Annotated in this window: 19 protein-coding genes; 15 read left to right on the top strand and 4 right to left on the bottom strand. The window is 45.1% G+C overall.

Annotated features, from left to right (window positions below):
- Positions 1 to 52: 52 nt before the first annotated feature.
- Positions 53 to 988 (bottom strand): N-acetylmuramoyl-L-alanine amidase, encoded by a 936-nt coding sequence (locus AWH61_RS08825; RefSeq protein ID WP_075176849.1) that lies wholly within the window; start codon positions 986 to 988, stop codon positions 53 to 55.
- A gap of 662 nt (positions 989 to 1,650) precedes the next feature.
- Between AWH61_RS08825 and gltB the strand changes: the two genes are divergently transcribed.
- From gltB to AWH61_RS08765, 12 genes are all read left to right on the top strand, one after another.
- Positions 1,651 to 6,117: a glutamate synthase large subunit gene (gene gltB, locus AWH61_RS08820; protein WP_075176848.1), complete on the top strand. Its 4,467-nt coding sequence runs from the start codon at positions 1,651 to 1,653 to the stop codon at positions 6,115 to 6,117.
- Between the two features lie 13 nt (positions 6,118 to 6,130).
- Entirely contained in the window at positions 6,131 to 7,546 is a 1,416-nt protein-coding gene (locus tag AWH61_RS08815) for a glutamate synthase small subunit GltD family protein (protein ID WP_014950544.1), read from the top strand.
- A 200-nt stretch (positions 7,547 to 7,746) separates the two neighbouring features.
- The gene (locus AWH61_RS08810) at positions 7,747 to 8,196 is read left to right on the top strand and encodes a hypothetical protein (RefSeq protein ID WP_039235270.1); all 450 of its coding nucleotides are present in this window, start codon (positions 7,747 to 7,749) and stop codon (positions 8,194 to 8,196) included.
- A 209-nt stretch (positions 8,197 to 8,405) separates the two neighbouring features.
- A complete protein-coding gene (locus tag AWH61_RS08805) occupies positions 8,406 to 8,993 on the top strand; it encodes a DUF2726 domain-containing protein (protein ID WP_075176847.1) in 588 nt (195 codons plus the stop codon).
- A gap of 164 nt (positions 8,994 to 9,157) precedes the next feature.
- Entirely contained in the window at positions 9,158 to 9,859 is a 702-nt protein-coding gene (locus AWH61_RS08800) for a 5'-methylthioadenosine/adenosylhomocysteine nucleosidase (RefSeq protein WP_014950548.1), read from the top strand.
- Between the two features lies 1 nt (position 9,860).
- Positions 9,861 to 10,808, top strand: a complete 948-nt coding sequence (locus AWH61_RS08795) for a cobalamin biosynthesis protein CobD/CbiB (RefSeq protein ID WP_075176846.1) — start codon at positions 9,861 to 9,863, stop codon at positions 10,806 to 10,808.
- On the top strand, positions 10,805 to 11,728 hold the full coding sequence (locus AWH61_RS08790) for a cobalamin-binding protein (protein ID WP_170870501.1): 924 nt from the start codon (positions 10,805 to 10,807) through the stop codon (positions 11,726 to 11,728). The genes AWH61_RS08795 and AWH61_RS08790 overlap by 4 nt, the downstream gene beginning before the upstream one ends.
- 133 nt (positions 11,729 to 11,861) lie before the next feature.
- Complete coding sequence (locus AWH61_RS08785; protein WP_014950551.1) at positions 11,862 to 12,266, top strand: rhodanese-like domain-containing protein; 405 nt, start codon at positions 11,862 to 11,864, stop codon at positions 12,264 to 12,266.
- Positions 12,267 to 12,402: 136 nt separating this feature from the next.
- Positions 12,403 to 12,804: a DUF2721 domain-containing protein gene (locus AWH61_RS08780; protein WP_014950552.1), complete on the top strand. Its 402-nt coding sequence runs from the start codon at positions 12,403 to 12,405 to the stop codon at positions 12,802 to 12,804.
- Positions 12,801 to 13,406: a GNAT family N-acetyltransferase gene (locus tag AWH61_RS08775; protein WP_075176845.1), complete on the top strand. Its 606-nt coding sequence runs from the start codon at positions 12,801 to 12,803 to the stop codon at positions 13,404 to 13,406. The genes AWH61_RS08780 and AWH61_RS08775 overlap by 4 nt, the downstream gene beginning before the upstream one ends.
- Positions 13,407 to 13,436: 30 nt before the next feature.
- Complete coding sequence (locus AWH61_RS08770; RefSeq protein WP_075176844.1) at positions 13,437 to 14,795, top strand: NAD(P)/FAD-dependent oxidoreductase; 1,359 nt, start codon at positions 13,437 to 13,439, stop codon at positions 14,793 to 14,795.
- 97 nt (positions 14,796 to 14,892) lie between these two features.
- On the top strand, positions 14,893 to 15,246 hold the full coding sequence (locus tag AWH61_RS08765) for a DUF1428 domain-containing protein (protein ID WP_075176843.1): 354 nt from the start codon (positions 14,893 to 14,895) through the stop codon (positions 15,244 to 15,246).
- Positions 15,247 to 15,301: 55 nt separating this feature from the next.
- Here AWH61_RS08765 and tyrS read toward each other — a convergent pair whose 3' ends face one another.
- A complete protein-coding gene (gene tyrS, locus AWH61_RS08760; protein ID WP_069944833.1) occupies positions 15,302 to 16,501 on the bottom strand; it encodes a tyrosine--tRNA ligase in 1,200 nt (399 codons plus the stop codon).
- A 316-nt stretch (positions 16,502 to 16,817) separates the two neighbouring features.
- Here tyrS and AWH61_RS08755 point away from each other — a divergent pair, with 316 nt between their 5' ends.
- Together AWH61_RS08755 and AWH61_RS08750 are read left to right on the top strand one after the other, a co-directional pair.
- Positions 16,818 to 18,143, top strand: coding sequence for an OapA family protein (locus AWH61_RS08755; RefSeq protein WP_075176842.1), 1,326 nt, complete (start codon positions 16,818 to 16,820; stop codon positions 18,141 to 18,143).
- Positions 18,144 to 18,153: 10 nt separating this feature from the next.
- Complete coding sequence (locus tag AWH61_RS08750; RefSeq protein ID WP_075176841.1) at positions 18,154 to 19,356, top strand: anhydro-N-acetylmuramic acid kinase; 1,203 nt, start codon at positions 18,154 to 18,156, stop codon at positions 19,354 to 19,356.
- 63 nt (positions 19,357 to 19,419) lie between these two features.
- On the opposite strand, the gene AWH61_RS08745 is transcribed toward AWH61_RS08750, so the two are convergent.
- On the bottom strand, positions 19,420 to 20,673 hold the full coding sequence (locus AWH61_RS08745) for an ArsB/NhaD family transporter (RefSeq protein ID WP_075176840.1): 1,254 nt from the start codon (positions 20,671 to 20,673) through the stop codon (positions 19,420 to 19,422).
- A 246-nt stretch (positions 20,674 to 20,919) separates the two neighbouring features.
- Positions 20,920 to 22,257 (bottom strand): L-fucose:H+ symporter permease, encoded by a 1,338-nt coding sequence (fucP, locus tag AWH61_RS08740; protein ID WP_049588118.1) that lies wholly within the window; start codon positions 22,255 to 22,257, stop codon positions 20,920 to 20,922.
- 499 nt (positions 22,258 to 22,756) lie between these two features.
- Between fucP and AWH61_RS08735 the strand changes: the two genes are divergently transcribed.
- Positions 22,757 to 24,076, top strand: a complete 1,320-nt coding sequence (locus tag AWH61_RS08735; RefSeq protein WP_075176839.1) for a carbohydrate porin — start codon at positions 22,757 to 22,759, stop codon at positions 24,074 to 24,076.
- The last annotated feature ends 155 nt before the right edge of the window (positions 24,077 to 24,231 follow it).

Genomic DNA, 24,231 nt, shown 5'->3' with positions numbered 1-24,231 from the left:
TCTTTTCGGGAATGCGGTTTGTCAAAGCATAACTCTGTGGCCCTGCTCAGAATTAGGATTTGAAAGGCGACTTTTCAGTAATTTCATTAATGTATTTGGTATTCACCCATCCCACCTTCGTGTAAGACACTTTCGCCCACTCCCCTCGCTTTTCCAGTATTTTTAGCACTTCGCCCTTATTCAAACCGTTCTCGACAGTTGGGTACGAAACATCTGGCCCTTTTCTCACATTCAGCGAATTGGCACTTACATTGGCCACCCGCTTTACAGGGCTAGCGAGATCCCGCTGAATTTGGTCATGCGCCTCTCGCTGTGAATTCGAATCACTTGACTCAGTTGCCCACGTTTCACTATCACTTTGCAAAACAGCGGCTTTGAGTCTTTGAAGGGGAAAAGCGGGGCCAGGATCGACCTTTCGTGACGGCGCTATTTCTTCATGCCCGACGATAGTAGAGATGTTGTAGTGGCTACACAACGCTTTACACAGCGATAGCGTCCTAACAATTTGTACGTCGGTGTACTTGTGCCAATAGCCCATAGACTGTTGGTTAATGTGCTGGGCAGCTAATACTTCATTCTCGCCAAAAATTTCGCCAAACCAACTTTCAAAGGTGCCGTCTCCTCTAGCCTTAAGCTGGCCGGCATTGTCTAATTCAATGCCGATAGAGTACTGATTCAAGCCACTACGCCCCTCGTAATAACTTTCTCCTGCGTGCCACGCTATTTTATTAGTCGGAAGCATTTGAACAATGTCACCATTGCGTCCAACGGCAAAGTGAGCTGACACACCGCTATCGGCATTGGTCAAGACATTCACCGAAGATGAAAGGCTACTACCGGCGGTAAAATGAATAACAATAGTATCGGGAGATCCTGATTGAAATCGCCCAGATGTGTTGGGAGAAAGCCTGAAGGTGATATTGTCGCCAGTTAGAATATGATCATCTATACTAAATAAAGGCCGTGGTGAAGCATGTAGTGTATTCATACAATAATCCTTATTGTCTTAACAGCACGCCACCACAGTGAATTTTTATTCTTCGCCTTCCACATAAGCGTACACTCAATTCACACACAGGGCTCTCTATCAACATCCTTCAGCGCACCACGAGCCTTACCTGTGGTTAATTTTCAACCAATATAGCAAACTACTTATATTAGTGGAACCATAGCTTTACAAATTAATAAAAATACACCGCAAACCGCTATTGACAACATAAAACATCAATTTCAAAGCATATTTATTCATTAATAAAACGCAAATGAGAAGTAATATCATTTATAAGGGGTGAGTTATTCACTTTGCAATACTGATAACATTTTTGTTACAAACATAAATGACGCCACGTAAACAACTGATTAATATACATTTAATTATATTTATACTAATTCACTATAAAGCTTATACTTTTAGCGTTTGATTTTAGTTTTTAATGTGGGTATTTTGTACGGCCCGCATCGCAATAATGCATAAAAATGCGGAAACGACTGGAATCCTCTAATAATAAAATAACGACAAGAAAGGCGCACGCCGCGAGCAATACCGCTCGCAGGCATAAAAGACGTCTAATAATGTTGTGATACGCAAACCTAGGCGCATCTACACGCAACGCATACCTTGCCCAGTCAAAAGGTTGAAGGAGTTAAGAGATGAGTTTATATAATCCCAATGATTCCCGGGACAACTGTGGGTTTGGCTTAATCGCTCACACTCATGGGGAAGCCAGTCATGAATTGGTAACTACTGCAATACACGGTCTTGACCGTATGCAGCATCGTGGCGGTATCGCCGCCGACGGGAAAACCGGTGACGGCTGTGGTTTATTACTACAGAAACCGGATGCGTTCTTCCATGCAATCGCCGAAGAAAATGGCTGGAAACTCAGCAAAAAATACGGCGTGGGCATGATTTTCTTAAGTCAGGACCCGGTACTTGCGCAAGCCGCGCGTGAAGTACTTAATGAAGAACTAGAAAAAGAAACACTTTCAGTAGTGGGTTGGCGCGAAGTGCCTGTCGACCACTCAGTACTGGGTGAATTAGCGCTAACGGGTGTTCCACAAATTGAACAGGTATTTGTGAACGCGCCAGCAGGTTGGAGAAAACGCGACCTTGAGCGTCGTTTGTATATGATCCGCCGCCGCGCTGAAAAACGTCTTGAGAAAGATCCCGATTTTTACGTAGCTTGTTTGTCGGGCTTGGTAACGATCTACAAAGGCTTGGTAATGCCAAAAGATTTACCCGCCTTTTATCACGATCTTGCCGATGAGCGTATGCAAAGCGCAATTTGCGTTTTCCACCAACGCTTTTCAACAAATACACTACCACGCTGGCCGCTTGCTCAGCCTTTCCGCTTCCTTGCGCACAACGGTGAAATTAACACCATTAAAGGAAACCGCGACTGGGCCATGGCACGTGCTGCTAAATTCGCAACGCCACTTATTCCAGATCTTAAAGATGCAGCCCCTTTCGTTAATACTGAAGGATCGGACTCATCCTCGCTGGATAACATGCTGGAGCTATTCTTAGCCGGCGGTATGGATTTATTCCGTGCTATGCGGTTACTTGTTCCACCCGCCTATCAAAACAACAAGACCATGGACGATGATCTTCGTGCATTTTACGAGTTCAACTCTATGCACATGGAACCATGGGATGGCCCAGCGGGTATCGTTTTAACTAACGGTCGCCACGTTGCCTGTAACCTTGATAGAAATGGTCTACGTCCTGCTCGTTACGTTATTACTAAGAACGGTTTCATTACCCTAGCCTCAGAAGTAGGTATCTGGGATTACGAGCAAGCTGACGTAATTGAAAAAGGCCGTGTAGGCCCAGGTGAAATGCTTGCTGTAGACACATACACAGGCAAAATCTGGCGCTCTACTGAAATTGATGAAGACTTAAAAGCACGTCACCCTTATAAAGAGTGGCTAGATAAGCATATTCGTCGACTTACACCAATTGAAAAGCTTGATGCGTCATTAATTGGTAAACGCGTGTTTGACGACGATGCCATGGCGGTGTACCACAAGCTACACGCCTACAGCTATGAAGAAATTCAACAAGTTGTAAAAGTACTCGCGAAAGACGGTCAAGAAGCCGTTGGTTCAATGGGTGATGACACGCCAATGGCGGTTATGTCCTCGCGTCAACGTACGGTTTACGACTATTTCCGTCAGCAATTTGCACAGGTAACTAACCCGCCAATCGATCCGCTACGTGAAAACCACGTTATGTCGTTGGCAACCTGTATTGGCCGCGAGCAAAACGTATTTAGCGAAACCTCAGGTTACGCTGACCGCGTATTGTTTGACTCGCCAGTGCTAATGTATACCGACCTTAAGCAACTGCGCGAATTTAACCCAGACAACTACTACTCAGAAGTCGTGGAGCTTCAGTATGCGCCGCAAGAAGGTTTGAAGAAAGCCATCGAGCGCGTGTGTAACGAAGTCGAGATGCTGGTTAAAAACAAGCGTGCTGCGTTCGTTATTCTGTCTGACAGAAACATTAAACAAAATCGCTTGGTTATCCCTGCAGCAATGGCAGTTGGTGCGGTACAACGTCGCTTAGTTGAAAAGTCATTACGCTGCGATGCTAACGTTGTTGTTGAGACAGCAAGTGCCCGCGATCCACACCATTTCGCGGTGTTGATTGGCTTAGGTGCCACTGCGGTTTACCCATTCCTAGCATATGAAACTATTGAGCAGCTTTGTGAAAAAGGCGAGCTAGATATTTCTCCTATGCAGGCCACGTTGAACTACCGTAAGGGTATCAACAAAGGCTTGTACAAGATCATGTCGAAAATGGGTATTAGCACTGTTGCTAGCTACCGTAGCTCTAAACTGTTTGAAGCAGTGGGTATTAACAACGAAGTGATGAAGTTATGCTTTAAAGGTGTGACCTCACGCATTCAAGGTGCGGGCTTCGATGATTTCCAGCAAGATCTTATCAACCTAAACCGTATTGCTTGGCTTAAGCGTAAATCTGTCGATCACGGCGGCTTGCTTAAATACGTGCACGGTGGCGAATATCACGCCTATAACCCAGACGTAGTCAGTACGCTTCAAAAGGCTGTGGTGTCTGGTAACTACGACGACTACCAGCAATATGCAAAGCTTGTTAACGAGCGTGCGCCTGCGCACATTCGCGACTTGCTAGCTATAAACCCTGATTGCGACCCTATTGATATTAGTGAAGTAGAAGCACCGGAAAACTTATTCCCACGCTTTGATACTGCGGCAATGTCAATTGGTGCACTAAGCCCTGAAGCGCACGAAGCACTAGCAATTGCCATGAACCGCCTAGGCGGTCAGTCTAACTCTGGGGAAGGTGGCGAACACCCTTCTCGCTTTGGAACTGAAAAGAATTCTAAAATTAAGCAGGTGGCTTCAGGTCGCTTTGGTGTAACGCCTCACTATTTGGTTAACGCAAACGTTATTCAAATTAAAGTGGCGCAGGGTGCAAAACCGGGTGAAGGCGGTCAGCTTCCCGGCGATAAGGTAAATAAATACATCGCACAGCTACGTTTCTCTGTGCCGGGTGTAACCCTTATTTCACCACCTCCACACCACGATATTTACTCAATTGAAGATTTGGCACAGCTAATTTTCGATTTGAAACAGGTTAATCCAACGGCACTTATATCCGTTAAGCTAGTATCTGAGCCGGGTGTTGGCACCATTGCAACGGGTGTAGCGAAAGCCTATGCCGACCTTATCACCGTTTCAGGTTACGACGGCGGTACAGGTGCAAGCCCGCTAACATCAGTTAAATATGCGGGTAGTCCGTTCGAGCTTGGCTTATCTGAAACTCAGCAAGCACTTATTGAAAACGGCTTACGTCACAAAGTACGCGTTCAAACCGACGGTGGTTTGAAAACAGGCTTAGACGTAGTAAAAGCCGGTATTTTAGGTGCTGAGAGCTTTGGTTTCGGTACAGGTCCAATGGTTGCGTTAGGCTGTAAATATTTGCGTATTTGCCACTTGAACAACTGTGCGACCGGTGTTGCGACGCAGGATCAAAAACTGCGTGACGACCACTTCATTGGCTTACCTGATATGGTAATGAACTACTTCAAGTTTATTGCGCAAGAAGTGCGTGAAATCATGGCGTCTATGGGTATTGCTAAGTTCGACGACCTTGTTGGTCGCACAGAGCTACTTAAAGTTTTAGATGGCATTACCGCTAAGCAAAACCGTTTAGATTTGTCTCCGTTGCTAGCGCAGCCTAAAGCAGGCGACCATACGCGCTTATTCTGCTCACAAACGACCAACGCACCTATCGATAAAGGTGAATTGAACGCGCAGATGCTTAAAGACGGCCAGCAAGCGGTTGTTGAAGGTAAATCTATTACCCTTAAATACCCAATCCGCAATACGGATCGCTCTGTCGGCGCATTGCTATCAGGTGAAATCGCTAAACACCACGGTAACCACGACTTTGAAGATACACCTATCAAAGTTGAACTTACCGGTACAGCGGGTCAGAGCTTCGGTGTGTGGAACGCTGGCGGCCTGCATATGCACCTTGAAGGTGATGCCAATGATTATGTAGGTAAAGGGATGACCGGCGGTAAGCTTGTTATTCACCCACCTCGCAATATCTCTTACGACGCCCACGACAGCGCCATTATGGGTAACACCTGCCTTTACGGTGCAACAGGCGGTAAGCTTTTTGCTGCTGGCCGTGCTGGCGAGCGCTTTGGCGTACGTAACTCTGGTGCTATTGCGGTAGTTGAAGGCATTGGCGATAACGGCTGTGAATATATGACAGGCGGTATCGTGGCTGTACTTGGTCCGGTTGGTGTTAACTTCGGTGCAGGTATGACTGGTGGTTTTGCTTATCTTATGGATGATGGCGACGACCTTGATAACCGTGTAAATGCCGAACTGGTCGATGTAATGCCAATTGAAGATAAAGCGATTCTTGCTGAGCACTTACGTGGCTTAATTAATCAGCATTACGAAGAAACAGGAAGCGAGCACTCGTTGTCGTTGCTTACTGATTTCGCCGCAACGCTGAAACGCTTCAAGCTTATTAAGCCAAAAACCAGTGATGTGAAAAACTTGCTTGGTCACATCAGTCGTTCAAGTGCTGAATTACGTATTCAGGCTCAGTAGGAGGATTTAGTTTATGGCAAAGAACGTATATCAATTTGTCGATGTTGAACGTATCGATCCGCCGAAAAAGCCGATCATGGTACGTAAACAAGAGTTCGCGGAAATTTATCAACCGCTGAGCCAATCTCAAACCGAAGGCCAAGCAGATCGCTGCTTGGACTGCGGTAACCCATACTGTGAATGGAAGTGCCCAGTGCACAACTACATTCCTCAGTGGTTAAGCTTGGCGAACGAAGGCCGCATTTTAGAAGCTGCGGAACTTTCTCATAAAACCAACAGCTTGCCTGAAGTATGCGGCCGCGTATGTCCACAGGACAGACTGTGCGAAGGTGCATGCACGTTGAATGATGACTTTGGTGCAGTGACCATTGGTAGTATTGAAAAATACATTACCGATACGGCATTCAAAATGGGCTGGCGCCCAGATATGTCTGACGTGGTATGGACCGATAAGAAAGTGGCGATTGTAGGTGCAGGCCCTGCTGGTCTTGCATGTGCTGATATTCTGGTTCGTAACGGCGTTAAACCTGTTGTTTACGACAAATACGAAGAAATTGGTGGCCTACTTACATTTGGTATCCCGTCTTTTAAATTAGAGAAAGACGTAATCAAGCTACGCCGCCAAATTTTTACCGAGATGGGTGTTGAGTTCGTACTTAACACTGAAATTGGTAAAGACATACAGTTCCAGGATTTGCTTGATAAATACGATGCTGTTTTCTTAGGCATGGGTACGTACAAGTCTATGCAAGGTGGCTTCGATAACGAAGAAGTTGAAGGCGTTCACGAAGCGCTACCTTTCCTTATCGCCAACACCAATCGCGTAATGGGCCTTGAAAAAGATCCTGCTGATTACATTGATATGAAAGGCAAGCGCGTAGTAGTACTAGGTGGTGGTGATACCACGATGGACTGTGTTCGCACGTCAATCCGCCAAGGCGCTGCCCAAGTTACCTGTGCATACCGCCGTGACGAAGAAAGCATGCCGGGCTCTCGCCGCGAAGTTGTTAACGCAAAAGAAGAAGGGGTTGAGTTTAAATTTAATCTTCAGCCGCTAGACATCGCAGTAGACGAAAATGGTAAAGCGTGTGGCGTTAAGCTGGTTAAAACTGAAATGGGGCCGCCTGACGCCAATGGACGCCGCCGCCCTGTTGAAGTAGAGGGTTCAGAGCACGTACTAGAAGCTGACGCGGTAATTATCGCCTTCGGCTTCCAGCCCAGCCCTGCGCCATGGTTTGCTGACTTCGGCATTATGCTTGATGAAAAAGGTCGCGTACGCGCGCCATCTGCTGGCAAATTTGCTTACCAGACCTCTCACCCGCAAGTCTTTGCCGGTGGCGATATGGTACGTGGTAGTGACTTGGTTGTTACTGCTATCGACGAAGGCCGTAAAGCCGCAGAAGGAATTATGGATTATATTGGCGTTTAACCTTCGCTAATTGAGGCCTATTGTCCATTCACGAAAAGCTCGATAGTTCTGCTATCGAGCTTTTTTATGCACACTTCGATGATACGGAAAACGCTAAAAGTATACGTTAATAGACCAAGGTTTAGTTGAAGCGGGAGCGTTACGACTCTACTATCGTTTAAGCAGTTAAAGACATCGCACATCGGGTGAAGAATCTATCTATGCAGCATTTAAACATTAAGAAACTTACATTGTGTCTAACACTGGCGATAGCAGCGAGCAATGCCAGCTTAGCTGATACCATTGCTGTAGACGCTTCACTAAATGCGCAAGTTAACAACCAAACCAAGAAACAGAGCGTCAACTCTTCACCTAGTAAGCCAAGCATCATGTCTTGCCCTTCTGATTTTCAGCAAGTTAAGATTTCTGATGATGCAAGACAATGCCAAGCATTTGACGAAAGCAAGACAGCAGTAATGGTTTACCACTCTCCTCGCTCCCCGAGTGAATTACTGAATGTTTACCAAACGGCGCACCCCGCTTTAAAAACTCACACGCCAGTTAGCGGCCGCACGTTGTTATCCTCAGAAGATAAAGGGGTCAGAGTAATAATCAGCCCAGATAATACTGGCTCTCAAGTGGATATTCTTGTTACATCCACAACGAAATAAGCCCTTTTAGCAAGACAACTACGAAATCTACTCATGTTGGCATCTGCTTTGCAAAATCATCAATAACTACTCCACGGTAACAGTGAGTGTCATTTTTATGACGCTCAAACTGCAAACGGAGCCCAAGCTTTTTTCGATATAAACACTTTAGCGGGCTTCTTTATTATGCATTCCGTGGGCTTTAACTATTGAAATTTGCGAGGGTTACGATGGAATTGGCAATTATTCTAATGATGTTACTTATTGTCGTTGCACTGGGTGCCATAAAGTTGTCAGACGGCGGTGTCGCATTTCCATTTAGGCGAAAGACGCAATTGTTCACCCCCGTTGAGCACTCTTTTTTAAACCTTATCGAACAGGCTATGGGAAGAGAGTTTCGCATAGTGTGCCGTGTGCGTCTTAACGATTTAGTGGCGGTTCGCCAGTCTGCAAATAAAAAGACGGCAAGCCAAGCCATCAGCAGAGCTTCTAGCAGACAGCTCGACTTTGTATTAGTAGATAAACACGACATGAGTCCTGTTCTTGCTATCGACTTAGTTCATAGCCAAGGCAAAGATGGTTATAAATCACAAAAAGACTGGTTTGTAACCGGAGCACTTGATGCTGCCGGCCTTCCTCATGCAAGAATTAAAGTGAAATCTGGTTATACCGTTGACGATATTCGCGAGTGTTTGGAAAACAAACTCATTCCTTATCGCCGTTTAAAGCAAAAAATGGCACAGCTGCCAACGCATAATCCAGAGCCACCAAAGCGCCCGACTCGCCCAGTGCGTTCAAGCAGACCAGCTGCAGCTTAAGACATAACCCCACTTCCCCTGGCCTTTGTTGCTTTGCTATTTTCTTACTCTCAAATAGCGGTAACAGAGGCATTTTTCTGTCAGTTTGCCCGTTTTCCTTATACAATTAACGCTTTCAGCAGCGTATTCACGCGTTAAATTCCCTCAACACCGTCGGTAAAGTTATGAAAAAAATTGGTATTTTAGGTGCAATGGACGAAGAAGTTGCGCTACTTAAAGCGTCACTTTGGAATGTAAAAGAAACCCAGTGGAAGCACCTGACGTTTTACGAAGGTACACTTAACGACATAGAAGTGGTGCTAGTAAAATGCGGTATTGGTAAAGTGGCTGCAGCAATTGCTACTACTGTACTTATCGAACAGTACGCCCCTGATGCTGTTGTCAATACCGGTTCTGCCGGAGGTTTCGACAAGAATCTAAACATCGGTGATTTAGTGATCGCCAGTCACGTTATTCACCATGATGCCGATTTAACCCATTTTGGCTACAAGCTCGGTCAATGCGCAGGTATGCCTGAAGATTTCCGTTGCGATACAAGGTTAATGGAAGCCGCTCGTAGTGCTGCCACAGGCATTACGTCGCTTCAGTCGACAACAGGTTTAATCTGTACGGGCGATGCGTTTATCGGTAGCGACGAAGCTGTAGCAGAACTGCGTGAAAACTTCCCAGACATGAAAGCGGTTGAGATGGAAGGTGCAGCTATAGGTCAAACTTGCCATATGCTCGACACGCCTTTCCTTGTCATTCGTTCATTGTCGGATATTGCAGGAAAAACGTCGTCAGTGAGCTTTAAAGAGTATCTAGACACTGCCGCTAAACACTCAGCACAATTAGTTATGGCAATGATTAAGGCTCTCGCAAAATAAGATGACAGAGGTAATTAGCGACCCGCAATACCAGTCGCTATTCGTACTTTGGCTGGCTATCGCCGTTGACGCATTATGGCGCTGGCCCCAAAGTACTCATCCATTAACGCTCATGCGCTACCTCGTTCAGCAAATGGGGCGCAAAGTGGTGCCCTCTCGCGAATACGGTAGGTCTCAGCACTATATTTCAGGCTCATTAGCCGCCCTAGTTCTTCTTGCGCCATTGGTAGTATGTGTTGCCATCTTGGTGTACATGGCCCAATACCCCGTATTCTTTGAGGCGATTATTCTTGTCGCACTGCTCGATTACGGTTACCAGCGTCAACAGTATAAAAAAGTGCTGGCGAGTGTGGGAAGAAATAAAAAATCCCTCGCACGTGAAATGGCACAAACCATTACCGCACGTCAATGCGCTTCACTTTCCGATATAGGAATTGCCAAAGCCGCGATAGAATCGCTATGGCTGAAGTTTCTTTATCTTTATTGCGGCGTCATTTTCTACTTTGTAGTGGCAGGCCCCATAGGCGCACTCATTTATCGATTGCTTTTGCTTACATCTTGGCAGTGGCATTACCGAACCCCTGCCATGACTTTCTTTGCCAAACCCGTACGCAAACTGGTTTACTTACTTAATGTGCCGCCCGCGGTCATTGGTGGTCTAGCAACACTACTGGTCAGCCATCCTATTAAAGGGTTTCGCGCCATAAAGCGCTCCCCATTGAAGGATAAAACGTCGCTACTGCTTGCGCTTATGGGCGGTGTGCTTGATATTAAACTCGGCGGACCAGCAATTTATGCCAACAAGAAGATTCGATACACCCGCGTGGGAGGCGCTAACGAGGTAAAGTACTCTCACATGTTGGCGGCCAAAAATACCGTCACTCACGCCATGATTGCGGTTAGCGCCTTCGCATCGTTAGCTATGCTGGCAATGGCCGTAGCCCAATGAAAACGGCAGTTATGATGAAAACCATTTTTTTTGTAATTTTAAGCTATTTACCTCTTCTCACATTTGCTAACTCAGAATCAGATGCCGAGACAATACACCTAGCTCATTCAGATCAATTTGCTTCTGCCGATGTTGCACCAAGCTCGGAATCAAGCGCCTTATCAAATTCCGTCGAGCTAAAGATAGTCAGCCTTGCGCCCCACCTTACCGAATGGGCATTTAGTTTGGGCTTAGGCCCTAACCTTGTAGGTGTAAGCGACTATAGCGACTATCCTGACGCCGCGAAAAATATTAAGCGGGTGGCGGATTTTCAAGGTGCCGATATCGCTACTATTGTGGCGTTAGAACCTGATTTAATTCTTGCATGGGATGGAGGCAATAAGCCGCAAGATATCCATAAGCTTTCCTCGATGGGTCTAAACGTATTTAGCAGTGAGGTCGAAAATATCACTGATATAGCCAGCGAAATTAAAAGGCTTGGGGCACTTACAAATACGCAAAAGCAGGCGACCCAGCTCTCCAATGATTTTCTCAACGAACTAGCCGAACTTCGAAGTAAATACGACAAATCCTCGCTTATACCAGTATTTTATTATTCGTGGACTGCTCCACTTATGACCATCGGTCCCAACGCGTGGGGTAACCAACTGCTGAATGTGTGTGGTGCTCAAACATTATTTGCAGACAGTCCTGTAGACTATCCTCAAGTCGCATTAAAAGATGTACTCACTCGCCAACCTCATGCACTCATTGCGGCATCTAAAAGTACGCATTCAGAACTTGAGGTATTCTGGCGTGATCATCGCTCTTTCCTCAAAGCCCCCTTAATTGTTGTGGATCCAGACGTCACCAGTCGGTTTTCATTGCGATTAATAAATGAACTAAAAGTACTCTGTAAAGGTATTAAAGAAAGCGCATAAGCGTTATACTTAAGTCTAGACCTGCTGGGCTGTTTTCAATTGATACACACCGACTTGGCTCAATTTAAGCGCCTTTGTGTAACAGAATAAGAGCAGGTTCTAATCTTCTATAAAAAGGTAAGAGTTTTTATTCATGCGGATTGTTGTTGCGGGTTTTCTAGTTGTTATCAGTGTTGCATTGTTTGTGTCGCTTCAGTGCACAGCGAAAGCGACCGCGCAAGCCTCTGTTGCCGCATCACCATACCTTATCGAGCGAGTTGCAAACAACGACTGGCTCCTTATTGATGTTCGCTCTCCGCAAGAATTCGCCGATGGTCACATTCCTGGCGCAGTAAATATGCCCCATGAAAATATCAATGACTACCTTAGCGAATTAGAAGGCCACAAAAACAAGCCTATTATCATTTATTGTCGTTCAGGCAGAAGAGCCAAACTGGCAATGAAAGTATTGGAAGAACTCGATTTCTCTGAAGTCATGCATTTAGAAGGCGATATGTTAGGCTGGAGTGCCGCTGGCATGACAGTTGACCGAATGTAGACTCAATATTCCGCCTTCTCCTTCGTATTAGTCTTTTGCACTAAAGATGTTGTAAGTTCAACCTCTTGGCTGATTACTGTGTGTAACTGAGCCCCTGTGATACACTCTTTTTACTCGACGATTGTATGAAACACCCATGAAAATAGATATTGCTACTCCGGCCATGTTATTTCCGGCGATTTCTTTATTGCTTCTAGCCTATACCAATCGCTTTTTAACGCTTGCAACTATTATCCGAAACTTTTCAAAAGAAGAGAGAGATGAGAATACTCAAGCACAAATAAAAAACCTTCGATTACGTATTCAACTTATTAAGCGAATGCAAATAGCAGGTGTGGGTAGTTTTTTTCTTTGTGTAGTATCCATGCTAGCGATATACCTCACCTATCAACAGGTAGGAAACTGGGTGTTTGCTGCAAGTTTAGTATCACTTCTATATTCATTATGGATGTCGGTAAGAGAAATATTGATATCAGTTGAAGCCTTGGATGTGCACCTTGACGGGATGAAAAACGCCCCGCGTAAAGAAAAAGTATGAAGCCCACAAATCATTTGAGCCACATAATTCAAAGTGATATCAGCTACGAGTCTCTAGCGCCTGAGTTTTTTGCAGGGGTGATTGCTCTTGGCAATCACGTGCACGGTGATAACTACCTAACCAACAAGCTACTTGCTGATTACTATGCAAAGAGCTTTGTTGGCAACACTAATGCTAGCTGGGTAGCCCTATACAAACAAAAAGTTGTTGGTTTCAGGCTCACCTTTGCGCATACGCAATGGGAAGCAGATGAGTGGTGCAGCCCTTCCCTTTGGCCAGTAGATCCAAATACCGTGTGTTATTTCAAATGCAACACGGTAGACCCCGCAATGCAGGGCTGTGGAATTGGCAGCAGACTATTAAGTAAATCGATTGAATGTGCGCAAACTCAAGGCGCAGAAGCGGGTTTAGCACATATTTGGTTGGCAAGTCCGGGCAACAGCGCATTTAAGTACTTCACCAAAAATGGGGGGCAGCTCATCAAGAAACACCCCAATAAATGGCGCTACGCATCTATTCACGAAGGCTACGATTGCCCTGTATGCGAGGGTTATTGCGAGTGTGAAGGTGCGGAAATGCTACTTCAATTTCAAGCCCCATAAGTACGCCAAAGGTAAAAACGTTTTTATTCTATGACCTACGATCCTCTTATTTCACGCGGCGTTTCATCAATGTTACCCGCGGCAAACAGCTACTGGCATGCCACACACAAACCACCAACACTGCCGCCTTTAAACAAGAATGTAAACACTGAGTACCTCGTCATTGGTGGTGGTTATACCGGTCTTTCAGCTGCCATCACACTTGCTCAAGCGAAACAAGAAGTCACGCTACTTGATGCGAATTCACCGGGATTTGGCTGTGCGGGCCGTAACGGAGGCTTTATCCTCTCGGGTAGCGGCCGATTGAGCTTAAGCGCCATAGAGGACAAGTGGGGTCGTGACATCGCCAAAGCTATGCAGGGCGAGTTTGATGACGCGGTACACCTGCTTAACCAACGTATTGCAGACTTTGATATGCAGGTCGATTTGGTAGAAGGACCATATTTAAAACTGGCGCATAACCCAAAGCAAGCCGAACTACTCTGTGCCAGTGCTAAGCATCTTGAGTCACACTTCAACGTAACGAGCTCTCCACTTAGTGAAAAAGACCTTACTGCGCGCTTTGGTATTGAAGGGGCGTATGGTGGCGTTGAGCTAAAGGGTGCATGCTTACACCCACTAAAATTAGTAAGCGAATATGCAAGAGTAGCAAAGGAGCTTGGAGCAACGCTTTTTTACGACTCGCCAGCCATTCGCATTGAAAAGCACAAAACCGGATATGTTGTCGCAACACCCAGCGGGTCAGTTTCGGCCAAACACATACTCATTGCTACTAATGCTTATACCCCTAAGCGCTTTCATGACAGCGTAGACAATAAGCAATTTCCTGTTCAGTCGAGCATTTTTGTCACTGCGCCATTGAGTAGCGAACAGCGCGCAAAGTCTGGCCTAACCACGCCAATGAGCTTTATGGATACACGGATGATGAAATACTACTACCGTGTTTTGCCAGATGGCAGATTATTATTCGGCGGTCGTGGTGCCGTAAAAGGTAAAGATGCAGATAACGCGTCAGAGAAACAGCGACTATACCGCGCTATGGTAAAAAGTTTCCCTTCACTTAGCGGTATAGCCATGGATTATTTTTGGAGTGGTTGGGTAAGTGTATCGTTAGACAGCATGCCCCGGATATTTATCGACAATGAGGTTAGCGGCAACAATTCTAACCGCTCTAGCGGTAATATCGGTTACGCCATGGGGTATTGCGGTTCGGGCGTATCTTTTGCCGCGTTTGCAGGGCAGCGACTCGCTCAACGTATGATGGGTAACAATGACGTCGATTTATCGCTTCCCCTTTATCGTTCTCCTTTGAAAACCTACCCCTTTGCAAAAGCAAGAAGGCTAGCACTGCATGGCTTGTACCAATGGGCGAAAATAGCAGAACGCTAGTAATGGTTATAAATTACGATTCACCTTAATGTTAAGCATTGCATACTGGCTATAAATTAGGCTATTTTAGGTATCTATTCTTTGACGGAGTCACCTCATGTCATATATCGATGCCTTTGCTGTAGCCGTTCCCACTGAAAATAAAGCGTTATACATTGAGCACGCCAAACTCGCCGGCGATATTTTTAAAGAGTATGGTGCGACTAAAATACTTGAAGCTTGGGGTGACGATGTCCCTGAAGGGGAAGTCACGTCTTTCCCGATGGCTGTTAAAGCCAAAGAAAATGAAACCGTGGTGTTTTCCATTGCATTTTGGCCTTCAAAAGAAGTACGAGATACTGCATGGAAAAAGGTGATGGAAGATCCCAGAATGCAGGAAAACGAAAACCCCATGCCTTTCGACGGTAAGCGCCTTATTTATGGTGGCTTCGTACCTATTCTTGAATTATAAAAGCAAAAAAAAGCCCGCTTAACTAAGCGGGCTTTCAAAAACTATCAGAAAAACATTAGGCTAGCGTAATACGCGCAAACTTGCGTTTACCCACCTGATACACATTTTCACCTTTTTCGGTGATTACTAAGCGGGTGTCTTCCACTTTATCGCCGTTAATTTTAACTGCGCCTTGCTTAATCATGCGCATAGCATCTGAAGTCGAACCTACAAGGTTAGCTTCTTTCAACAAATTACCAATGGCAATACCTTCATCGCTCAATGCAATTTCAAGCTCGGGCATGTCGTCAGGAATAGCGTTTTTCTGGAAACGTTGAATAAAGTCCTGATGCGCGCCTTCTGCCGCTGCGTCGTCATGGAAGCGTGCAATAATTTCTTTCGCCAGCATGATTTTAATATCACGTGGGTTTTCACCGTTAGCAACGCGAGTTTTAAGCTCAGCAATCTCTTCTAGCGGTCGGAAGCTTAGAAGGTCATAGTAACGCCACATCAAATCATCAGAAATAGACATCACTTTACCAAACATATCGTTTGGCGCATCTGTAATACCAATGTAGTTGTTCAAAGACTTAGACATCTTCTGAACGCCGTCTAGACCTTCTAGAAGCGGAACCATTACAATAGATTGCTGCTTTTGGCCTTGCTCTTTTTGAAGCTCACGACCCATTAGCAAGTTAAAGCGCTGATCAGTACCACCTAATTCAACGTCTGACTCTAGCGCAACAGAATCCCAACCTTGCACTAACGGATACAGAAACTCGTGAATAGCAATTGGCTGACCGTTGTTATAACGCTTTTTAAAGTCATCGCGCTCTAGCATACGAGCAACCGTCTGACTTGCAGCAAGTTTGATCATGCCCGCCGCACCAAGGTCGTCCATCCACTCTGAGTTAAAACGTATTTCCGTTTTATCTTCATCAAGGATCTTGAACACCTGTTCTTGATACGTTTTCGCGTTCTCTAATACCTGTTCTTTACTTAAAGGCTTGCGTGTTACATTTTTACCTGTAGGATCGCCAATTAGGCCAGTAAAATCGCCAATAAGAAAAACAACTTTGTGGCCTAGTTGCTGGAATGTACGCAACTTGTTGATCAACACAGTGTGACCAAGATGCAGATCAGGCGCAGTTGGATCAAAACCCGCTTTGATGGTTAGGGTTTTGCCGGATTTTAGTTTTTCAATTAAATCCTCTTCGGGGAGTATTTCATCAACGCCCCGTTTAATCTCAGCTAGCGCTGTTTGCCAATCTTTCATTTGTACGTCACACTCTTAAAAAAACTGTATATTCAATATTGGCGGGCATTTTACGCGTACAACGGAACCATTAAAAGGTTTGCGCGTCAAAAAACGGATTACAAACAGTCATGTTGTTAAACCCAACAGCTTTTAACGTGGAAATAGAGTGCTGAATTAACGTGGACTGTATTCAGTAAACTCAAGAAATAGTCTTCATGATAAGAGCTATTGGGTGTAACAATTTGCGCTAACAATATAATGAGAAAAGTTGCATTTTTAAGCAACGTATGTGAAATAGTGTTGTGCACATAACATTTCTCAGGTGGGCAGTAGTATGAGAAAGAAATTAGACGCTTCTAAAGCGCTCAATTTATTTAAAAAATTACCGAAACAGCACAGAACTGGGTTAGCAGTAGCTAGCTTATTTCTGGGTGGGCTTATTCTTTTTCCAAGTGAACCAGTAGAAGCCAGTCGCCATCAAGAAGCACACATTCTGGATGCGGGTGTCCGCTATCCGGTGGAGCTTCATATTGCGCCGTCAACCAACGTATTTTCTGGTGAAGAAGAATCTTCATGGCAGACGTACAAGGTGCGCAGTGGCGATACATTAGCAAAGCTATTTAAGCGTGCTGGCTTCACTTCGCGTGACGTATATAACGTAACGCAGGCAGGAGAGCTAACAAAAACGCTGGTTACTTTATTGCCCGGCGATGAACTATCGTTTAAAGCGAATAAAGACGGCAGCTTCGGCGAGCTAAAGTACAAATTGTCTTCGACTGAAACCCTGTTTGTACGTCCAGAATCGTCGGATGAGAACAGCGCCTTAACCGCTGAGCTTGAAAAGCGAGATGTAGACATTCGCTACAACTTCGCCCAAGGTGAAATTCACTCAAGCTTTTGGAACGCCGCCAGTGATGCAGGCTTAACCAGCAACCAAATTATGAATTTGGCGGGTATTTTCGGCTGGGATATCGACTTCGCCATTGAGATCCGTTCTGGCGATACGTTCAACGTAGTATTCGAAGAGCAATACATCGACGGTGAATTTGTCGGTTACGGCGACATCGTTGCAGCGGAGTTTACCAACCAAGGCGAGCATTTTAGCGCTATTCTTCACGAAGATGGCACATACTTCACGCCTGAAGGGCGCAGTATGCGTAAGAGCTTCTTACGTGCGCCGGTGAATTTTAGATATGTAAGCTCTAACTTCACAAAAGCTCGCTTCCACCCCGTGCAAAAGCGTTGGAAAGCGCACCGCGGTACAGATTACGTTGCTGCGGTTGGTACGCCAATTATGGCTGCGGGTGACGGTAAGGTAATTAAAGCCGGATACGATAAATATAACGGTCACCATGTATTCATTCAGCATGGCGAGAAATACACGACCAAATATCTTCACTTTAAAAAGCGTGCAGTGAAAGTGGGAGATACGGTTAAACAAGGCCAAACCGTGGGCTATTTAGGTAGTTCAGGTATGGTTACTGGCGCCCATCTTCACTATGAGTTTTTAGTGGATGGTGTTCACCGAAACCCACGAACGGTAGAACTACCGAAGGCGCTTCCTATTGCTAAGGAAGAGAAAGAAAGGTTTATGGAAATTGCCGCAATACGCCAAGAGCAGCTAGATAATAACAAGCGCATTATGCTTGCAATGAAATAGCGACGACTAAATGGCAAAATATATTGGCCTGATGTCAGGTACTAGCATGGACGGCGTCGACGCCGTCCTGTGCGACATCTCGCAAACGTCTTGCACCACCCTCGCCGCCCATTCAATTCCTTATTCTGCCGAATTACTTACTGCACTCAATGCACTTTGTAGTGAAGGTCCTGATGAACTTAACAGTTTGGCCATCGCTGATAGACTGGTTGCTGAAACCTTTGCAAAGGTCACCTTAGCGCTGCTTGAGAAAAACAACCTACATCCTTCGGATATTACGGCTATTGGCTCGCACGGCCAAACCGTACGTCATCATCCGAATTCCGATGTATTGTCAGCACACTTTGCAGAATCATCCATACGCGGCTTCACCTGTCAAATAGGCGATCCTAATACCATCGCTGTTCTTACCGGCATTGATGTTATTGCCGACTTTAGGCGCAAAGATATTGCCCTTGGTGGTCAAGGAGCTCCCTTAGTGCCCGCTTTTCACAATGCAGTATTTGCCAGTGATGATAAACACCGAGCACTCGTTAACATTGGCGGTATAGCAAACGTTTCACTGCTTGCGCCAAAACAAGATGCTTCGCCACCTAAAGGGTTTGATACCGGACCCGGTAACACCTTGATGGATCAGTGGATAAGTCTTCATTTAAATAAAAGCTTTGATAAAGATGGAGCATGGGCTGCGTCAGGGCATTGTCACTCAGGTCTGTTAGACAGGCTCTTACTGGATGATTACTTCGCTTTGCCTGCGCCTAAAAGTACTGGCAGAGAGTATTTCAATATTAATTGGTTAAGCAATGCGCTCGCCGATTACTTCCCTTCTAGTGCAGAGCTGCAAAGCGAAGAAAAGAACAATAATTTAGCCCCTAAAGACGTGCAAGCATCCTTACTTTCGCTAACAGGTAGCACTATCGCTCAGGAAATTGTGAAGCATTTTCCTAAAACAAATAAAGAAGGCGCAAAAAGCGAAGTTATAGTGTGTGGCGGTGGCGCTTTCAATAAAGCATTAATGCATAACTTGAGCAATGCTTTAAGTGATTATGTAGTAACAGACAGCCATGCTCTGGGCATCCATCCACAGCACGTTGAAGGCGCAGCATTTGCGTGGTTTGCACATGCGTATATGAATGATATTCCAGGCAACGTGCCTGAAGTCACAGGGGCTTCGAAAGCCACGGTACTCGGAGCGTTATATAAAAAAGCATAAGGGCGACAGGCTATCACCCTCAAACGCTTTATTGGTTCTGTTTATAAAAGCAACGTCACCACCTTAACTTGCCGTAACAAACATATTCGCCATTACCAATACCAATGCGTAACCCACGCTATACGCTGCAAGAAGAAGCAACACGAACTTGCCGTATTTGGCGAACGTCAGGCCCTTAACCTTACTCATGGTAACAATACCTGCTGATGAGCCAATAATAAGTAACGAGCCCCCCACACCTACTGCATACGTGAACGCCATCCACTCAGCTGTCGACATGGCAATGTCCGCTTTTAACAACGCAGCTGTTAATGGCACATTATCTATAATGGAAGACAACACCCCCATCACAAAGTTGGCCCCTGTTGAAGGCATTACGCTATATACATGTAAAAGTGCGCCCAATGCGTCAATGTGATCGAGCATACCGACAAGCAGCAACACCCCAAGGAAAAACAGAAGCGTGTCGAATTCTATTAGGCGAATATAGTCCAAGATAGGATCATCATATTTTTCTTCTCCCATAAAGGTTGCCACTAGAAACATAACCGCCATACCCGCTAAAAACGAAAGCATAGGTGGAATAGCAAAAAGCACATTGGCAATTAACGTCAGTACAATAGTGGACAGGAATATTCCCGCAATTACGTAATCAACCGGCCTAAGTTCATGGCGTGTTTTTTTTATTTTAACCTCCCCCTTCATACCTATACTCAACAGTAACGCTAGAAATAGTACTGCTGTGAGTGAAGGAATAATAAGTAAGAGCAGCTGAGTTATAGTGACCTTATCATCCAAGAAAATCATAAGAGTGGTGACATCCCCGGTTATTAGCGACACGCCCCCAGAGTTCACCGCAAATACCACTAGCACGGCAAATCGCATGGTTTGGTTGAAGGGCAAACCCAAGGATAAAACCATGGCAATAGACACCAAAGTCGCTGTGATGTTGTCAGCTAATGAGGAGAAGCAAAAACTAAAAATAGCGGTAAAGAAAATGAGTTTTTTAAGGGTTATTTTTTGCGGCATGATAATGTTTAACATGTTTTCAATCATGCCTTTGCGGTTAAGGTAAGCAACGAAAGTCATTGCCGCTACAAGGAATAACCAGAGGGTGGATATTTCGCTTATGTTTTCTATGAGGTGTTCATTGAGCTCTGCTAGGTGAGGGCCCCTATTCGCATCTATGAAAAGAAGGATCCATGCGAATGTTCCGAAAAATAATGTGGTTTTGGCCTTATTCACGTGAAGCACTTCTTCAAATACCACACCCAATAATGCCATTACCGCTATGCCAATGAGCACATAGTCCAGCATACGTTTTACTCCCAAATTGTCAGGGGTGAATTATACGATTGCTGTTCATGCTTTAGCAGGTGTTCTGCGCTATACAAGGGGAAAAATCAGTTATATTCAACATGCACTAAACTGATGAAAATACGGTGAAAAAATGCTGTTAACTAATTGAGTGCATTCCTCAAAAAAGTGGAATACATAACGTATTCAATATACAAAAAAGGCCAGTGATAGAATCACTGGCCCGTACACGTTTCTGAAGAAATACTATTTAGCTATTCCCATTTCCATCTTTTTAAGGGCATCTGCGTCTATTTCGGACTGAGGCTTAGCGCTGCTCTTTTTGGCGCGCATGTCGAAGTAGCCATAGCCACCTACTAGCAAGAAGCAAATAGCTGGAACAATATATGACACAACAACACCTGCGCTATCAATAATGGCGGCTTGGAACAGCGGCATAATAGCTCCACCAAGAATGGCCATTACAAGGCCTGCTGCGCCTAGCTTAGTGTCTTCCCCCAGACCTTCAAGCGCAATGCCGTAAATCGTTGGAAACATGAGTGACAAACAGGCAGAGATAGATACCAATGCGATTACGCCTGCTAAATTAGGAGACTGTGTCATGAAGATACATAGCGCCATGGCAATCAGTGACATGATCATTAGCAGTCTAGCTGGATAGAGGTACTGCATAACCCACGTCATCACGAAACGAGAAATTAGAAATACAATCATGCTGTATTGTAAAATTTCACCACCACTCACTTCGTTACCACCTGTCGCTTTCATTGCATATTGGATGGTGAAGGTCCACACGCACGTTTGTGCTCCGACATTAAAAAACTGAGCCAAAACGCCAAACCGATAATGCTTGTTGGCTACTAACCGCTTAAGCGAAGCGCCCAACTTAACGTCTTCCACACTAGACTCAACCGATTCTTGAATTGGCGCTTTGATCAGGAAGATTGCAACCCAAACCAAAACGAGTACACATGCCATACCTACATAAGGAAGCATTACCGCATCAAGCTCAGCCCCTATCACGTTTTTAAGCTCGCTTACCGACATGGCGGCACGCTCTTGTGCAGATGCCTGATTCAGGTTTGGTAATATAAGCGTTGCAGCCAAAAACACACCTAAATTAGTACCAACGGGATTAAATGCTTGAGCTAGATTTAAACGGCGTGTCGCACTTTTTTGATTTCCCATCGCCATGACGTAAGGGTTCGCCGACGTTTCCAGAATGGATAATCCACCAGCCAATACAAAAAGTGCAGCAAGGAAAAAACCGTAAGTCATGGTTTGACTGGCTGGATAAAACAGAAATGCCCCCGCGGCCGCGCAGCCCAGTCCGGTCAATACACCTGTTTTATAAGAAAAGCGCTTGTTGATAAAAGCAGCAGGAATGGCTAAGCAAAAATACGCGCCATAATAGGCAAATTGAACCAATGCCGATTGCAAAGACGACATGGTAAATATTTTACTAAATACCTTTACCAAAGGGTCTGTCATGTTCGCAGCCACACCCCATGCAGCAAAGCAAATCGTTAACAATACAAAGGGAATCAATGTGTCTTTGGAAACCAAAGGGGCGTTGTTTTTCATAAGAACGGCCTTTCGCTTGTAAAAAATTAGTTAACCAATTTAAGCATTGCTCTTTACCCCTGTCAATAAATCAATTTGATTTACTTATTTCAAATTGCGTTAAAAATTAGACTTTATATGTAGACGACCGTTAACAGAAAATGCGTGACTATTATTAAACGGATAAAACCGCCTTTGAAAATTTCTTAATAGACAATGACATAACCTAGATAGCACGCCTCACTGAACGCTTTCTACTCACCTTGAAATATTGCCATCGCATCTCCCCACTATTAACGAAAAACACACAAATGTAGCAAAAGAAATAAATAAACAAGGTTGATTTAATAGCAAAGGTTAGTTAGATTTCGTTCAAAACAAGCATATGTTAACGCGTTGTAACGTTAGCTAACTCTGATTTATCTTGCGTCAACAAGGAGTTAGCAACAAATGCGTAGATGTCATCAGTCACACGCTTATAACAAGCTGCGGTTGATAAACATTTTTAATTGAGAGAATAATGATGAAAACACCTACAGTTACCCGTCGCTTTTCTGGATGTAAGACAGGCTTGCAAACAGCGCTCCTCGCAAGCACCGCCATTGTTGCCGCCACTGCGTCAGCATCACAAAGTAAGTTTCAAGACGCGTTTGACTTTCAAGCAAGTTATACGGGTGAGTCAGCCACCAATATTGAAGGTGGTGAACGCAGAGGCAGTGCCTATGCTGGTCAGCTCTTTGTAGGTGGGGAATTAGATTTAAATACGCTAGCGGGCTGGAAAGACACCAAAATCCATATTGCCATGACAAACCGACACGGCAAAAACTTAGCCGAGCACTACATTGGGAACAGTACGTCCGTACAAGAAATCTTTGGCGGCCAAAATACCCGTCTTGCACGGTTTACGATTTCTTCCTCGTTTTTAGATGGTGATTTAGAACTGGAAGGTGGCCGTACAGTAGCGAATATCAGTTTTTTAGGCTCTGAACTTTGTCAGTACTTTCAAACCAATGCTGCTTGTGGGAACCCAACCTTTGTATTTAGAACCAGTAACTTTACTTGGTGGCCGGTTTCGAGTTGGGGTGGCCATGCGAAATACTGGCTTTCGCAAAAAACGTACTTTCATACCGGCGTCTATGAAGATAACACCAGTCATCAAGACTTAGGCGATCACGGCTTCGATTGGGCGACTAATGAGGCTACAGGTGTTGTTGTGCCCTTCACTCTGGGATATCAAACTACGTGGGACAATGACGAACTTCCAAGACGCTACGAAATTGGCGGTTGGTACGATGGCGCAGACTACACCGACCCAGTCTTTGATGAGGAGGGCAACTATGCGGCGCAGTCAGGCAATGATTACGCTGTTAGAAACGGTCGTTCGGGTATATTCGCACGTTTTGAACAAACTGTTACTCGTCCTAACCCACTAACGAAAGAAGGGTTAACACTATTCGGAGCCGTGCTAACCGGTACATCGGGCGAGCTGATTGAAGACTACTATATAAAAGCGGGCTTTGTATTGCGAGGCACACTGGCCTCACGCCCTGACGATACCATTGGCTTCGTATTTACCCGTCAACAGTACAGTGACGAAGCGCTAGAGGATCAGCGTATATTAAGAAGCATAAACGGCGGGGTTGGCACACCAGCAAGCAGCCAAACCATGTTAGAGCTAAGTTATGGTTATCAACTCAATGACCACGTAAGAATTCAGCCGAACGTTCACTACATTATCAACCCCGACCAATTCGCACAGCGCGACAGAGTCATGGCACTTGATGATGCGATTGTTCTGGGCCTAAGGTTCGACGTAAACCTAGCGGCTTTGATACTTTAAATCTCCCTGCAATACACTTTACAGCGCCTTCGGGCGCTTTTTTTCAAACCGATGCCATTCCCTGCCGTTGAGTTTAATTAGTTTCAAGGACAACTTTCTACCAATCCAACTTCTCGCTATCTCTGTATTCACTACTATCTTATAGCGTTTTGAGC

Origin of the sequence: Alteromonas sp. W12 (assembly GCF_001924945.1) — a bacterium.
Classification (GTDB): Bacteria; Pseudomonadota; Gammaproteobacteria; order Enterobacterales; family Alteromonadaceae; genus Alteromonas; species Alteromonas macleodii.
Note: the sequence above shows the minus strand (reverse complement) of the source record. Positions and strands in the feature narration are given on the sequence as shown.

Bases quoted from the DNA above. Each gene is read 5' to 3' on its own strand.
- AWH61_RS08825 (WP_075176849.1), bottom strand. From the start codon at position 988: ATGAATACACTACATGCTTCACCACGGCCTTTATTTAGTATAGATGAT.
- gltB (WP_075176848.1), top strand. From the start codon at position 1,651: ATGAGTTTATATAATCCCAATGATTCCCGGGACAACTGTGGGTTTGGC.
- AWH61_RS08815 (WP_014950544.1), top strand. From the start codon at position 6,131: ATGGCAAAGAACGTATATCAATTTGTCGATGTTGAACGTATCGATCCG.
- AWH61_RS08810 (WP_039235270.1), top strand. From the start codon at position 7,747: ATGCAGCATTTAAACATTAAGAAACTTACATTGTGTCTAACACTGGCG.
- AWH61_RS08805 (WP_075176847.1), top strand. From the start codon at position 8,406: ATGGAATTGGCAATTATTCTAATGATGTTACTTATTGTCGTTGCACTG.
- AWH61_RS08800 (WP_014950548.1), top strand. From the start codon at position 9,158: ATGAAAAAAATTGGTATTTTAGGTGCAATGGACGAAGAAGTTGCGCTA.
- AWH61_RS08795 (WP_075176846.1), top strand. From the start codon at position 9,861: ATGACAGAGGTAATTAGCGACCCGCAATACCAGTCGCTATTCGTACTT.
- AWH61_RS08790 (WP_170870501.1), top strand. From the start codon at position 10,805: ATGAAAACGGCAGTTATGATGAAAACCATTTTTTTTGTAATTTTAAGC.
- AWH61_RS08785 (WP_014950551.1), top strand. From the start codon at position 11,862: ATGCGGATTGTTGTTGCGGGTTTTCTAGTTGTTATCAGTGTTGCATTG.
- AWH61_RS08780 (WP_014950552.1), top strand. From the start codon at position 12,403: ATGAAAATAGATATTGCTACTCCGGCCATGTTATTTCCGGCGATTTCT.
- AWH61_RS08775 (WP_075176845.1), top strand. From the start codon at position 12,801: ATGAAGCCCACAAATCATTTGAGCCACATAATTCAAAGTGATATCAGC.
- AWH61_RS08770 (WP_075176844.1), top strand. From the start codon at position 13,437: ATGACCTACGATCCTCTTATTTCACGCGGCGTTTCATCAATGTTACCC.
- AWH61_RS08765 (WP_075176843.1), top strand. From the start codon at position 14,893: ATGTCATATATCGATGCCTTTGCTGTAGCCGTTCCCACTGAAAATAAA.
- tyrS (WP_069944833.1), bottom strand. From the start codon at position 16,501: ATGAAAGATTGGCAAACAGCGCTAGCTGAGATTAAACGGGGCGTTGAT.
- AWH61_RS08755 (WP_075176842.1), top strand. From the start codon at position 16,818: ATGAGAAAGAAATTAGACGCTTCTAAAGCGCTCAATTTATTTAAAAAA.
- AWH61_RS08750 (WP_075176841.1), top strand. From the start codon at position 18,154: ATGGCAAAATATATTGGCCTGATGTCAGGTACTAGCATGGACGGCGTC.
- AWH61_RS08745 (WP_075176840.1), bottom strand. From the start codon at position 20,673: ATGCTGGACTATGTGCTCATTGGCATAGCGGTAATGGCATTATTGGGT.
- fucP (WP_049588118.1), bottom strand. From the start codon at position 22,257: ATGAAAAACAACGCCCCTTTGGTTTCCAAAGACACATTGATTCCCTTT.
- AWH61_RS08735 (WP_075176839.1), top strand. From the start codon at position 22,757: ATGATGAAAACACCTACAGTTACCCGTCGCTTTTCTGGATGTAAGACA.